Source organism: Bradyrhizobium sp. BWC-3-1 (genome assembly GCF_032917965.1).
Taxonomy (GTDB): Bacteria; Pseudomonadota; Alphaproteobacteria; order Rhizobiales; family Xanthobacteraceae; genus Bradyrhizobium; species Bradyrhizobium canariense_D.
Genome location: NZ_CP136625.1, coordinates 5179878 through 5193506 on the forward strand (window position 1 = coordinate 5179878; position 13629 = coordinate 5193506).

13 protein-coding genes are annotated in these 13629 nt (G+C 59.7%); 5 read left to right on the top strand and 8 right to left on the bottom strand.

The features are described 5' to 3' along the window. Nucleotides 1–41: 41 nt before the first annotated feature. The gene (locus RX329_RS25240) at nucleotides 42–1868 is read right to left on the bottom strand and encodes an autotransporter domain-containing protein (protein WP_317244434.1); all 1827 of its coding nucleotides are present in this window, start codon (nucleotides 1866–1868) and stop codon (nucleotides 42–44) included. A gap of 67 nt (nucleotides 1869–1935) precedes the next feature. Here RX329_RS25240 and RX329_RS25245 point away from each other — a divergent pair, with 67 nt between their 5' ends. The 3 genes from RX329_RS25245 to RX329_RS25260 all read left to right on the top strand — a co-directional run bounded on the left by RX329_RS25245 (nucleotide 1936) and on the right by RX329_RS25260 (nucleotide 5869). Further along, nucleotides 1936–2760, top strand: coding sequence for a hypothetical protein (locus RX329_RS25245; RefSeq protein WP_317244435.1), 825 nt, complete (start codon nucleotides 1936–1938; stop codon nucleotides 2758–2760). 465 nt (nucleotides 2761–3225) lie between these two features. Beyond that, entirely contained in the window at nucleotides 3226–4023 is a 798-nt protein-coding gene (locus RX329_RS25250; protein ID WP_085352993.1) for a helix-turn-helix transcriptional regulator, read from the top strand. A gap of 1222 nt (nucleotides 4024–5245) precedes the next feature. Beyond that, nucleotides 5246–5869: a class I SAM-dependent methyltransferase gene (locus RX329_RS25260; protein ID WP_085352991.1), complete on the top strand. Its 624-nt coding sequence runs from the start codon at nucleotides 5246–5248 to the stop codon at nucleotides 5867–5869. A gap of 82 nt (nucleotides 5870–5951) precedes the next feature. On the opposite strand, the gene RX329_RS25265 is transcribed toward RX329_RS25260, so the two are convergent. The 6 genes from RX329_RS25265 to RX329_RS25295 all read right to left on the bottom strand — a co-directional run bounded on the left by RX329_RS25265 (nucleotide 5952) and on the right by RX329_RS25295 (nucleotide 9218). Continuing rightward, nucleotides 5952–6191 carry an MAPEG family protein gene (locus RX329_RS25265; RefSeq protein WP_317244436.1) on the bottom strand — a complete coding sequence of 80 codons (240 nt, stop codon included), beginning with the start codon at nucleotides 6189–6191 and terminating at the stop codon, nucleotides 5952–5954. Between the two features lie 238 nt (nucleotides 6192–6429). Next, nucleotides 6430–6735, bottom strand: a complete 306-nt coding sequence (locus RX329_RS25270) for an SRPBCC domain-containing protein (RefSeq protein ID WP_317244437.1) — start codon at nucleotides 6733–6735, stop codon at nucleotides 6430–6432. Then, nucleotides 6683–6913: a hypothetical protein gene (locus RX329_RS25275; RefSeq protein WP_317244438.1), complete on the bottom strand. Its 231-nt coding sequence runs from the start codon at nucleotides 6911–6913 to the stop codon at nucleotides 6683–6685. The genes RX329_RS25270 and RX329_RS25275 overlap by 53 nt, the downstream gene beginning before the upstream one ends. Further along, nucleotides 6910–7227: an ArsR/SmtB family transcription factor gene (locus tag RX329_RS25280; RefSeq protein ID WP_085352989.1), complete on the bottom strand. Its 318-nt coding sequence runs from the start codon at nucleotides 7225–7227 to the stop codon at nucleotides 6910–6912. Before RX329_RS25280 ends, RX329_RS25275 begins: the two co-directional genes overlap by 4 nt. A gap of 345 nt (nucleotides 7228–7572) precedes the next feature. Continuing rightward, a complete protein-coding gene (locus RX329_RS25290) occupies nucleotides 7573–8556 on the bottom strand; it encodes an alpha/beta hydrolase family protein (protein WP_026233144.1) in 984 nt (327 codons plus the stop codon). A 323-nt stretch (nucleotides 8557–8879) separates the two neighbouring features. Next, nucleotides 8880–9218: a hypothetical protein gene (locus tag RX329_RS25295; RefSeq protein ID WP_085352988.1), complete on the bottom strand. Its 339-nt coding sequence runs from the start codon at nucleotides 9216–9218 to the stop codon at nucleotides 8880–8882. A 120-nt stretch (nucleotides 9219–9338) separates the two neighbouring features. Here RX329_RS25295 and RX329_RS25300 point away from each other — a divergent pair, with 120 nt between their 5' ends. Beyond that, a complete protein-coding gene (locus tag RX329_RS25300) occupies nucleotides 9339–10544 on the top strand; it encodes a DUF418 domain-containing protein (RefSeq protein WP_085352986.1) in 1206 nt (401 codons plus the stop codon). Between the two features lie 410 nt (nucleotides 10545–10954). On the opposite strand, the gene RX329_RS25305 is transcribed toward RX329_RS25300, so the two are convergent. Beyond that, a complete protein-coding gene (locus RX329_RS25305) occupies nucleotides 10955–11773 on the bottom strand; it encodes a methyltransferase domain-containing protein (protein WP_085352985.1) in 819 nt (272 codons plus the stop codon). Between the two features lie 593 nt (nucleotides 11774–12366). On the opposite strand from RX329_RS25305, the gene RX329_RS25310 reads away from it, so the two are divergent. Next, entirely contained in the window at nucleotides 12367–13587 is a 1221-nt protein-coding gene (locus RX329_RS25310; protein WP_240543387.1) for a hypothetical protein, read from the top strand. Nucleotides 13588–13629: the final 42 nt, after the last annotated feature.

Here is a 13629-nt window from a genome sequence, read left to right on the forward strand (position 1 = left end):
CTGCTTGACCATCTCCGACGGCACCGCTGCCCCCGAGGGGTTCACCACGCATATCGCACCACGCCCTTGCCGGCGTAGCTGCGCGTCACGCTGGAGAACTCGCCTTCGAATGTCGCGGCGGTCGACCAGCCGTTCATCCATCTGGTTTCGGCGGATGCCGTGACCAGCGCGGACTCGGAAGCCTGCGCCGCGCCGTTGACGAAGAAGCTGGCGCCCGGCAGCGTCTGGAACGTCGCACCAATGCCGCGCTCGGGATTGAAATCATGCGCCCAGGCCACGCGGCCGCGCAGCGTCAGCATCGCGCTCTGCATGGCAAAGGATTTGTCGGCGCGCAGACCGAGTTCGCTGCGGGTGTCGGTCACGCTCTTCGCATTATAAGCGAGTGCAAAGGTGTTGGCGCCCGAGACGACACCTTCCGCATAGGCCGGCAGGTCGAAGGTGGTGAACTGGCCTGCCGCATACGGCGTGAAGCCAATCCCGCCGATCACGGGCACCACGAAGCGGTAGCCGCTCTCGACACGGCCGGACCAGGCATTGGCATTGAACTGCGCGCGCAGGCGATCGATGCCGGCGATGGTGATGGTGCGATCGGTGGTGATGTCCTGCCAACCATAGGCCAGCGCGCCGGAGAGATAAGCCGCGCCCACCGTGTGGCGCACGAAGGCGCCGGCCTGGAACAGGTCGGAGCGTCCGCCGCCACCGTTGACGACGCTGAAATTGGTGCCGCCGCCGGCAAGTGCAAAGCCGACCAGCGTGTCGCGCGAGATGCGATAGTCGGCGCCGACAGCGGTGCCATAGAGGCTGCTGCTGGTGTTGTTCGAGCCGGCGATCGAGTTGCCGTCGGTTTTCTGCGAGCCGCCGAAGCCGGCCGCCCACACGCTCCAGCGCTGCTGGAACGGCACCGCAGCTGGTGCCTTGGTATAGATCGCCGCCAGCGCGTCGTTCGGGCTGCGCTTCCTCGCGGCATAGGCCAGCGCTTGCTCATCGGCATAACCGGTTGCGTTGCCGCCGGCGGTTGCACCGTCACCGCGTCCGGCGATGAACGGATCGGTCATCACGCCCATGAACAGGTTCATCGCATTGAAGGTGGACTGCTGCGAGCCGGTCGCGGTTTCGCCGGAGACCTGCGTCAGGGCGGTGGCGAGACCGGAGCCGGTCAGAGCGAACAGCGCGTTGAAGCCCGCCGGCATGTTGGCGCCGGCCAACAGCGCATTGTCGATTCCGGCCGCGACGTTCTTCTGGTTGATATTGGCGTTGGCGGGCAGGTTCGGCGACAGCAGGCCGGGATCGACCGTCAGAAAGACCTCGTTGCCGACATAACTCACCCGCGCATTGCGGGCGAAACTGTTGCCGGCGAGAACGCCCGCCGTGTCGAAGGTGCCGTTGACGGTGCCCGCGATCATGATGGTGTAGGTGGTGGTTGCGCTGATGCGCGCCAGCGGATCGACCGTGACCTTGCCCGCGAGGTTGGCGATGCCGGTCACAACCGTCATGTCGCTCGATGCGCCCGATATCTGCACCAGATAGGTCGATGCCGCCGTCATCGTCAGGCTGCCGCTGACCGTCAGCGTGCCGATCGAATTGCCAGGCGCCAGTGTGCCGCCGTTGACGTTGGTGTTGCCGACCGTGCCGATGCCGCCGAGCGTGCCGCCGGCGTTGACGATGACGCCGCTTGCCGAGGTGATATCGCCGTTGACCGCCAGCGTGCCGCCGTTCACGGTGGTCGCGCCGGTGTATGTGTTGATAGCGGACAGCGTCATCGTGCCGGTACCAACCTTGACGAGTGAGGCGCCGGTGCCGCCGACAGCGCCACCGTCGGCAATGACACCGGTGACGTTGGTGGAGAGGTTGTTGCCGCCGACCGTCAATTCGTTCTGACCAAGGCTGAAGAGCCCGGCGCCATTGATCGAGCCGGCGCTGAGCTTGTGATCATTGTTGGGCCCTGTCGAGTCGCTGAAATCCGTAACGCTCGAAGCGCCGTTGGTGATGGCGGCGTTGCCGCCCGTCGCGAAGTTAGCGAATTCCAGGCTGCCGTTGTTGATGATGGTGGCGCTGCCGCCTGTGCTGGTGTCAGCGAATTGCAGCCCGTTGTTGTTGATGATGGTGGCGCTGCCGGCGGTGCTGGCGTCCAGGAAGTCGAACCCGCCACCGTTGGTAATGGCGGCGCTGCCGGCCGTGCTGCTGTTAGCGAAACTGATGGTGCTGCTGAAGCTGTTGGTGATGGTGGCGCTGCCGCAACGTGTTCTGCACGCGCTTAAGTTCTGCGGAGGCCCGCTCAACTATGTCGTTACGCAGAGAGAATCCGTCTTCCCAGTCACCGCGCCGAATATCGCGTCACACGAGGGGTCTGAGAACTACCTAGAAAGGTGGTTCGCTGCGATTTATGAGCGCCGGCGCATCGACTCCGCGGATCGGTTTGCAATCCAGCAGCGCCGTCAATCGCACGACAGGCATATCGGCTCAGGTTGGGAATGCGCGCCCTCGTTGCTCGAAACATGTCCGCAGATGATCCAGGCGGCGGCGTGCACGATGAGGAATGCGGCGGCGACTGCCAGCAGCCAGCCCGTTTCATTGTGGGCATGGGATCGGGCCGCCAATCTTGTTTGCGTCGCTCTGCTCGTCACCATTCTTGTTCTCCGGACGTTTTTTGGCTTCGTTTCCGAGCAAATGCTCACATTGGCGTATGACGCGGCTCGCCAGGCGGCGCCGCGACGCATGCAGTGCCGAGATGATGAAAGCGACGATGCCGTGCTCTTCTGACTCGACGAGCCGATCAGAAACCCGGCAGGCTGGCCGGATCATGAGATTTCCATGCAGATCAACTTCGGAGAACGACGGAAATGCATACAAAAGCGGCTTGATCAGGGAACGCTAACGCCCGGGGCGGATCGACACCCTTGCCGGTGATGCTGCGCAAAGGCTGAGAGTGTAATCAGCACCGCGGATGACAGGGCGAGGAAAAAACCGCGCCGCCGTCGCCTCTCCGTCCGGCCTTCGCCAGGCCTTTTAGGCCGGCGCGCGCCCGTCGTTGCACGCATCGTCGATCTCCCAATCTCGTTACGCTGAGAGAATCAGTATTCCCGGTAACCGGGCCGATATCGCGCCATTTTGTGCATCTGAGAACTACCTGGAAAGGTGGTTCGCTGTACTTTATGTATGCTCGCGCAGGTCGGAGGCCTCTGGGGTCGCCTCTGAGCTCGGCGACCTGCGCAATCTGGAAATGACATGCATCTCTCCACGGATCCCATCGATCCGCTAAATCAAGACGTCTATGCGCTCTGGGATCAGCTGGCCGACTTCTCGGTCGCCGACAGTGACGCCGCGCTGACCCACCTGCTGTCCGCACTGCGCACCATGTTGTCGGCACGCAATGTGCTGTGGGGCGTGGTCGTGCGATTGCCTTCGCCGAAGCGGACCGATCCCCTGCTCGGCTGGCGTCCGCGTCTCGTCAGGGTGCTGGACCCGATACCGGCGGTGGCGGCATCCGTGCAGAAGCAGTACGATACGCTCTGGTCCGACGAGGTCGACCTGTCCCAGATATTGTCAATGTCGGGCGACGAGCCGTTCCGCGTCCGCCTGCTGTTCGAAACGCTGCCGCCGGAATGGTTCAAGGGCAAGCACTATCGGCGCCACTATCTGGACGTCGGCTTCGCCGACAGCATCTCCGTGCGCATTGCGCTCAATGACGATTTGAGGATTCGCCTGTTCGTATTTCGTGATGCGCAGCAACCCCGCTTTACGGCACAGGACGGCCAGCGTCTGGGCTTCGTGATGCGCGCCTTGAGATGGTTTCACCGTCAACAATTGCTCAGCCACGGACTGCTCATCGCCAACGCGCCCCTCACACCCGCTGAACGCCGCGTGTTGCTCGGACTGCTCGCCGGGGACACGGAAAGGCAGATCGCGCAGAAGCTCGAGCAAAGTCCGAACACCACGCATTTCCACGTCAAGTCGATCTACGCCAAGTTCGCCGTGCGCAGTCGCCAGTCCCTCGCCGCGCTGTGGCTCGGCAGGCTGCGATAACGGCTGAAGCCGCAGGGCTGCCCTGGATGCCCTTCCCTTTCTGGCTCGTCTCGGACCTCGCTGAGATGCAGGAAGATGAATACGACAGCGATCGTTGGTCACGTTGGCGCTCGTAGACTTGCCGAGGACAGCCAATTCTCGATTCGATGCGCACTTTCGGTTAGTCCCGCTGCGCGGATCATGGCTTCCCGAAGGGGGCCATGGGGCAGCCTGTTTGCATCGCCTTCGAGGCGGTTAGCCTCGAGCATAAGCCTATTCTGCAACGACAATTTGGGTTGTACGGCTTTGGTGCGCATAGTGCTCTCCGGGTAGGAGGCGGGAGCGCGATACTCTCAGTCACCGATAGATGCCGATGGCGGGGCGGTGATCGGCTGAGTCTACGCCCTATATGTGGGTTAAGCCACTGATGCCTTGGACAAGCTGAGCGATTGCGACAAAGAAAGGCAGGACGGGGCTAAAATCAAACCGGGCCACTGAGGTGGGAAACAGGCCAGCGCCCTATCGAGGCCGAAATAGGCCGCTCTGAGTTTCGAAATTCCGCCTAAACGAAAACGCCACCAAGCCCAATAATGCTCAGTGGCGCCACGTTGGAACTGGAAACCGCAATCCTCCAGTAGACATTGGTCGGACCGCCGGCGTTTAGGTTCAACGCGGCCTCACTGTTGCTCGGGTTTGCAATGGAAAGCGGCCTTCTTGGCAGGCGCAGCTTCGATTAATTCAGTTATGCCATCGAGCGTAATTCGGTCGGTGATACGTGATGCTATGTACTTGTACCGCGCAATGCGCTGGTCGATCTCGTCACATTTCTCACACATAGCTCACCGCGATTGTCAAAGGCGGGAGCGTGCAGGACTCTCTGTCACCGATAAAAGCCAAGGACCGGGCGGCGATCACGAGACTCTAAACCAGATACTCAGTTCCAGATACAGGAACGAATTTGGGCCACTTCTAAATCAATTTGGGCCGGTAGCGTGGGAAACCGGCTCAACGAGGCAATCTTAGAAGTGATCGCCAGCTCGGAATTTGCAGGTCATGGTCCGCCTTGGGTCACCTGACGAGATCGCCGTCCGGGTCTAGAATGCAGACCTCCGGACATCCTGCCGTGGCAGGCCGCGCTGTCGCCGCGCTTCACGCAGGAGCGCCGAGGGCGAGAACACTGAAGGGATGGAGTAATGCTTGCGGTCGAGTATTGGCGGGGTCAGCATGGAAGGGATCGGGTTTCATGACGATTTCAGGCCGGGCGGCCCATTGGGAGAACGTATACGAGAGCAAGGGCGAACGCGAGTTAAGCTGGTTCCAGGAGAGCCCGTCGCCTTCGCTCGAATTGATCGCACTGGCCGCCGCAGAGCTTACCTCACCGATTGTTGACATCGGCGGTGGGGCGGCTCGGCTGGTCGATGCGCTGCTGGCGGCTGGATATGCAGATCTGACCGTCCTTGATCTGTCCGACGCGGCGCTCGCGGCCTCGCGTGCACGGCTCGGTGCCGCTGGCGACGCCGTGCATTGGACCGTCGCCGATGTGACGACATGGCAGCCAGCGCGCCATTATGACATCTGGCACGACCGTGCAGCGTTCCATTTTCTCACCGCGCCGGAAGAACAAGCGGCTTATGTCGCGTGCGTCCGAAGAACCGTAAAAATTGGCGGTCATGTCATCATCGGCACATTCGCAATCGATGGTCCGGAGAAATGCAGCGGCTTGCCCGTGACACGTCACACCGCTGACAGCATCACCGCACTGCTCGGCGCCGGCTTCACATTGACAGATCATCGGCGTCATAAGCACGCGACGCCGTGGCAATCGGTACAGAATTTCCAGTTCAGCAGCTTCATCAGATCATGCTGAATTTCACGCTGCAGCCCACGTCTGCAGGGCCACAACTTGCGAATTGCACAGATCGCTCGCTTCGGGCCAAAAGCCGCTGTCGTCAGGCGGCCAGCGTTGATACCCTAGTGGATGGCTGCCAGGGCGTTACGACAATGAGGATGACCGTTACGAGGGCACCTGAAACATAGAGAATGGTTCTGACGCTGCCGCCTTTGGCCGCGTTACCCACGCGCAAATAGACCGCAACGTGGATCAGACGAATTGCGACATAGACCCATACAAGCGTTGCAAGCGTGACGGGTCTTACCCCTGCCAACGTAGCCAGGACTCGGGACGACAAAAGGCGGCAGCGCCTCCACTGCGTTCATGTGGACGCGATCGATCCGGTACAGCAGGTTATCGTCATCCAACGGCAAGACAGGTCCGGAGAGTGCCCCGGCCCTGCCTTTGGAGAATCCTGAATAGACCGCCAGCAAAATTGACAGGAGGCAAAGGGCAAGCACCCCGACAATGCTAAGCCAGTAGGCTGTCATAAGGACCTCCGCAAATGCGATCACGTCGCATAGGTTACGCGGATATCATGCCTCGCGGGCTATCCGCTCGGCGAACCGTTTCAGGTAGAGCGGCCAACCCTGATCGCCTTCAACGCCTTCGCTCACGCCTTCCCAACCTTGGCCATGACGTTCGAGGTGACGGTGCTCAAGTTCCAATCGAGTCCGGCTTGGCGTCTCGGCAATGAACCGCACCTCCCATTCACTGGTCTTGTCTGGATCGGTTTCGATTTGCCAGCGCGGGCTGATGTCCCAGCTTAGAAGCACGCGATTCGGCGGCTCAAAAGCCAACACACGCGCAGCGGCATTCGCTGCCGTCGACACCTCGATCATAGATGTGACCGCCGACCCGGGGCTCGAACACGGTCTCTGCGATGGGCACGGAGAGCAGATTGTGCTCGCGTGGTTTGAAGCTGCCGAAGTCTTCCGTAAAGACCTTAAACGCGCGCTCGATAGGCGCCTCAACCACGATCGATTGTTTGATGGGTGCCGCCGATACACGGATGCTCATTTCTGGTCCTCCACTGATTTTTCTACGGCCACTTTGTACGCAGCCAGTGTGCTGCTCCAGAACCGGTCAAGCCAGGCGCGCATCTGGCTGAGCCCCGCTGGATCGATGTGATAAATGTTGCTGGCTCCCTTCGGCTCGGCACGAACCAAATGAGATTCGCGCAGCACCTTCAGATGCTGAGAGACGGCTGACTGGGAGACAGTCAGTTCACGGGTGAGTTCAACGACAGTGCGCGGCCGCGCGCCCAGCAATGCGAATATTCGTCTGCGGGTCGAATTGCCCAGAGCGGCCAGTTGCACGCTGTCTTTAGCCATGCTTCGCCGAAGGGTTGCCGTTACGGTAGCGGATCTATCATTAGCCACAACTAATGATAAGCATAAACTAATGATCTCGTCAAACGTGCTGATATTGGGCCAGACGTCAGCTTGGGCTCACTTGCCGACCTCGCCGCGGTCGCACGTCAGGCCTGCGTTACCCTCTCGGCAGACATCCGAGATCTCTGAGTAACCGTTCTGGGCCCGCCTCATCAGCTTGAGCGATGCCGCCAATCGCAGGCTGCGCTTCCCAGCGAGTGCGATGCCTTCGAGCTCGCCGCGAGATAGTAGAAGAACGCATCGCCGCCAAGGATGCGGCCGTCCATCGCGCTCATAGATCGGCTGCTAACGGCTCTCGCCCTGGCGAACGAGAGTCTCTCGAAAGAAATTGATGATGCTGGCGTTGAACTCGCGATGGAATGCCGTCCTGTCGAAACCCGGCGGGTCAGTACAGAAGCGAGGAAGCTTCTCCGCGAACTCTGCCGTGCATGGCGACAGGAAAGCAAAATGACCGGCAGGCACCACGCGCACTTCCTTTTTGCCGGGCAGCGACTGAGCAACGAGCGCTGAGTTTTTCGGGTCTACGCCTGCGCCGCCAAACTCTGATCGCCAGATCAGCAGCGGGATTGTGATGTCTGCCAAGCGGTCGGCGGGAAAGGCGAAGTTAATTGCCGTATCGGCGAGCACTGCGGCTCGGATACGAGGTTCGTGAGGCAAGCTGCTGGGTATGTCGCCGCTACGGAGTTGCTCGCATGCCCGCGTTCGGTTCGCGTCCGAGCAGTAGAGCGCAAATCTCCGGAGATCGGGATTGCCGCCCGCCAACACCAATCCGGTATAGGCGCCGAGCGAAAACCCAAAGAAGCCGATCCTGGAGGAATCAATCGCAGCCCGGTCTTTCCAGTCATTCAAGATGAAATCAAGCAATCGGATAATGCTGGCGGGCCGGGTTGCCAGAATGGAAAGGCTGTCTCGTTGCGAGGAATCGTTTCCATTGTCACCCGGAAGGTTGATCGAGGCGACGACAAATCCAGCGTTTGCCAGGGCCTGCACCGTGTCATCGTGTTGTCCGAACCAACCGCCGCGTCCGTGCGAGACGATCACGAGTGGCAAGTTCGTTCCTGTGACGGGACAGTCCTTCGTACCTTCAATCGATTCAATGAATTGGACAGTGAGTTTGCCGAGGGGCACTCGTTGCGCCGCTGCTGCGCAAGGGTACCATATAGCGCCAGCCAGATTTGGATCGGTATCCAGAAGCTGAACACCGGCAGCTTGCACAGGCGACATCAAGCAGCCGAGTACGGCAGCACAGATCCAATACAGTTTGGCCATCAGTGCCCCCATTCGCCAGCGAACTCTCGGATCAAACTTGGCCGAACTGTGCCGCATTGACTGCCGCTACCAGCCTCGCGCAGCTTGCACGTCGGTCCGCCTCCCGCTGATCCGCAAGCAAGCAAGATGAAAAGACCAATAAAACGCAGGGAAACGCGCCCATCGCAGCCCCGAACAACATGTGCGCAGCGTAGGTAGAGCTTGCCAAAAGGCAAGCTTCGGCTCTGTGACGTTGTTCACAATTATAATCTGGCTGGTCGTCCGAACGTCTGCAACGGGTTACAAGCCGACATCGCCGCGAGTCGCAGGGTTAGATACAGGCCCTAACGTTTGCTGGCAAACAGCTTGCGCTGCGCAAGATTAACGTAAGAATCGGGCCAATCGACCTCTCTCTTAGATTCCGGAAGAGATTGCCTCCGGTCGGCATACTCGAAGTACAGCGTCCCGTGGACACCTTGCGCATCGCGCTTCAAAATGGGGCGCTCCCATACGGGCGACAATATTCGCAAAGCCTGCTCTTCCCCAGCGCGTTCGGTAAAGTCCTCAATCAACTCCATGTCTTGGCCCGGGCCGGGAAAGATAGCAGCGAACTCATCATCGGTCGCTTGAAACAAGCTGAACGTCGCGTTGACCGCGCGATCTATAATCTGAATGTTCTTCAAGCTCTCCTCCCGGAATCCACGACCATAGGCTCTCTAGTACCGATGCACCGAAGTCCGCTGCAGGCCAATACCAGAACTGAACTGGCCCAATCTCCTGCCCCAACCTATAGTGCTCGTGCAATGGTCGCCATAAGCTGTGAGAGCCGCTCCGGCCCTGTAAACCCAAGGCAGCGCATCGAAACTATCGATGTGCTTCGCGGCCTGGCGTTGCTCGGCGTCCTTGCTATTAACGTCGTCACTGAATTCCGCGTCTCAATCTTCGAGCAGTTCTTACCCGCCGGGCGACCGGCACCTCCGTTTGACCGCGCGGTCGAGACAGTCTTGATGCTCGCGGTCGATATGAAGGCATTTGCCCTGTTCTCACTGTTATTCGGAGTTGGACTTGCCATTCAATATGAGCACCTCTCGACCAACCCGCATCGCGCGCTTCTGTTGTTTCGCCGTCTGATCGCCTTGCTGATGTTTGGACTGATTCACCTTTTCCTGATCTGGAATGGTGACATTCTTACCGAATATGCGATCGCAGGGTTAGTCGTCCTACCATTCCTGTTTGGCCCCCGCTGGCTGCTTTCATGCGGCGCGGCGACATTCCTGGCGCTGTATTTGGCCATGCAGGTGTGGTCCCCTCCTGGATTGTTTCCCAGCTTGGCTTCGTTGCAACGCCATGTGCTTGAAGCCAATCAGGTCTATGCAGGGGGCAGCTTCGGGCAGGTGCTGGCGTTCCGGGTCAGCGAAATCCCAGTGATCGTTCCTCTCCACATCTACGTATTCCCGCGGACGATAGGGCTATTTTTGATTGGTGCCCTCGTCTGGCGCAGCAATGCCTTGAGGAAGCGAGATCGTCCACTCCTGTTCTTGACAGCAATCAGCTGTACTGGGCTAGGCGCAGTCTTGATCCTCCTAAGAGTAAGCGGCGTCGTAGCGGGCGTCGGTCTCGGCGCACTGGCCACTCCCACCGGCACGATCCTGCTGGCTTTCGGCTACGGTGCAATGATCATCGCCGTCGCCGATCTGGCGAACGGCAAGCGATTGCTGGGCTGGGCTGCGCCGCTAGGGCGCATGGCATTCACGAATTACCTCGCTCAGTCCATGATCTTTGGCTGGATTTTCTACGGATACGGCCTCGGGCTATTTGGGCAGCTCGGGGCGGCCGAAGCACTGGCTATCGGGCTTTTCGTCTACGTCTGCCAGGTATTTGTCAGCGGTTGGTGGTTAGACCGGTACAGGTACGGCCCGGTCGAATGGTTATGGCGGACACTGATGTACGGCATACTGCAGCCGATGTCTCATGATCGTCTGACCAGCTCGAGCAAGCGCCCAGCCTAGGTCTGCCAGGGGTCAAAGGCTGCCCTCTTCAGCCAGCATAACCTTGGTCGGGTCACTTGCACGAAGCGGACATCGCCGCGCTCTGGGCTGAGGTCAGCCACGGGCCAGAAGCGGGCATCGCCAAATGAGCCCCCGCTCAAGCCTCATCGTGCAAGGATGGATGAAGTTCACTCCCCTCAGGACGGTGCATCGCTCGGAGGTCGACGACCGGATGGCATTCGGCTTTGAACTTTAGGAGCTGATGCTTGGAGGAGTTCGATGGAGCGCTTGATTAGCGCGACCATCGCGGCAGGACTGATAAGTGCAAAAGTGCTCAAAAGTTCCCGTGCAAACCGGCGGATCATCCACTCCCTCGGGGGCCGCGCGGCTAGGCCAGCGGTCCGCTAAGGGCCATGCCGTCAGCGGACGTATCAAGCAGTTGCGGTGAGTAGGTGAGCCGCTATCGGGAACGATAACCCGCTACTACCCACGTATTTTCCCAACTCCAACTTGGTATCTTCGGCCAGGTGTTCGCGAGCCACCTCGCTTGCTTGCGATACATGACTGGCCAGTGGCGAACCCGCAACATAGCTAGGTACAAATCGTTCGACGGATGGAAATTCGATGGCACCGACCCTCCGTTGAACCGTGATATCCTGAAAGTTCGCAGCAGCGACAAGTCGGCTCAGCTCATCGGCATCGGCGAGTCCAAATGGAGCTCGCATGATTGTGGCCGCCGCTGGACCGATGTGGCGCTCCAGTATTTTGGCTAAAGATTCAAACCCGGGACTTTGATCGATGCCGCACCACACCATGAGGGCGAGCCTTCCCCTTGAAGATAGAACTCTGCGCATTTCGCGCAAAGCAGCTGGTCTGTCGGCGAAGAACTGGAGGCCGAGTTGGCAGTACGCAATATCAAACGCGCTGTCAGCGGACGGCAGTTTGTCTGCACTGGCCTCCTGCCATTGAACCGAGGCAGCGTCATCGGCCATCCCGAGCGATCGTGCCACGTTCAACATGCCAGGATTGAGATCGATGCCCGTCACGATCCCGGTAGGGCCCACCTTCACCGCCGCGAGGCGCGCCACTATTCCAGTGCCGCAAGCAATATCGACTACGCGTTCGCCCAGCTTCGGCCGAGCGAGGTCTATCAGGACGGGGGCCCATGGCCCAAACACAGCCGGGACCAACTCCCGTTCGTACACTTCGGGCGCACTACCAGCGACCTGCCACTGACCTTGCTGCTCCATCAGATGATGCCAAAAGGACGTTCGCTCCTGCGCTTATAGCTCAACACAGCGATGTCCGCCACGGGTGGTCAAAAGCGCGTCCGCTCCCTCAGCGAAGTGCAGGCTCTTTTCGAGCTTGACGGCGAAATAGTTGCGAGGGGCGGCGGTGCAATCACAGCCCGATGGCATCGCTCCGCATCTTCGATCTGAAGTCGAAGATTTTCCAGTTCTGAGAGCCGGCAATAGAGGTCGTTGAGCCGAGAGGCCAGCTCAGCTTGAAAGTCCTGCATGATCGCCCCCATTACTCAAATTCGCTACCGAACCGCGAATTAAAGCAGCGGTCGTGCGCGGCTTCATTAAGGCATGTGAATCCCGTTGCGATCCCGATGAGTTCCGAGTATCGGAACCCGACCGTCCACACCCTCGGGGGGAGCTCGATGCGTCGGACTCCGCGGTGGGTCAATAGCGCCGGTTTCGGCCGTGGGCAGTCAGGGCGGGCGGTCTACCCTCAACTTCGGACATGAGCGGGCACCGCAAGCGCGATTGCGATGGGGCCACTTCCAGACTTCGCCGATGGGTATATAGAATCATCGTCCACCCTGGAGAACGGCCAAGTGGCCCGAATAGAAACCTTCGTATGGATCGTAACGACCTTCATAATCATTTTAGCCACCGCTCCACTACGGGCTTTGGCAACACCGGAAGCGTCTGCATGCGGGTACCTCGCTAGTCAAATTGATAAGGCGCAGCCAGGGCCGTTGTTTTTGCCCAGCTATCCGACCGTGGAATCGGGGCCTCTCCATGGCGCCGCATACCTCTATGACAATGCGGTGGCCGTCATCGCGTTGGTCGGTTGCGGTGAGCGAGACAAAGCAAGTCGGATGGGCGCGGCGATCCTCTGGGCCGTCGATAATGACCGGACCTGGCATGATGGACGGCTCCGAAACGCTTACGCCGCGGGTGTGGTGGCGAATGGCTCCGCCAAACTTCCGGGTTGGTGGGACAATAATCGGAACGAATGGTTGGAGGATCGATATCAGGTGGGAAGCGATGTTGGTAACATGGCATGGGCCATGTTGGCGTTGCTGTCGATTGATGATGTGAACACCGGCTCCCCGTTTCGCGATGGTGCAGCGCGGCTTGGCGCTTGGGTCGCGCAATGGGCCGATACGCGCGGTACTGGCGGTTTCACGGGAGGTACGTTTGGGCACGAACCGACGCCGGAAGTGCGGACGTGGAAATCGACTGAACATAATACTGACCTCGCCGCCGCGTTTGGCCTTCTTGCGATCCGCACAGGCGATTCGCGCTGGCGCGATAAGGCAACGGTTGCCGAGTACTTTGTAAATACGATGTGGGATCCGGGGTGCGTCTGTTTCGCCGCAGGAACCGCTGAAGACGGTGTCACGCATAATCCGATTTTGGCTCTGGATGCCCAGATCTGGCCTTTAACAGCGCTTCACGGAGCGGCCGGGAAATTTGCATCGGCAATGACGACCGCCGAACAGCGAATGAGTGTCGGCGGAGGCTTTTCTTACGGTGAAGACCGAGACGGTGTGTGGACCGAAGGTACGAGCCAAATGGCTCTCTTGATGAAATTGCTCGGCAAGACGAAGAGGGCAGAATCGCTGATCGCTGTCATCGAATCCCAGAGGTCGCCCGATGGTGGGTTCTATGCCACGACTGTCCGCGCGTTACCGACGGGGTTCGTGTTGGACACCGACCCGACCAAGCCGCGAAACTATTTCCGATTGTCACATCTTGGCGCAGCTTCGTGGGCTGCCCTTGCGGAACGTGGGTTCAATCCCTTTACGATGACAAAAGGACTTCCCTAGCTGAGCCGCAGTGCTTCTCGTCTCGGCCGTTTCGATCTGTCC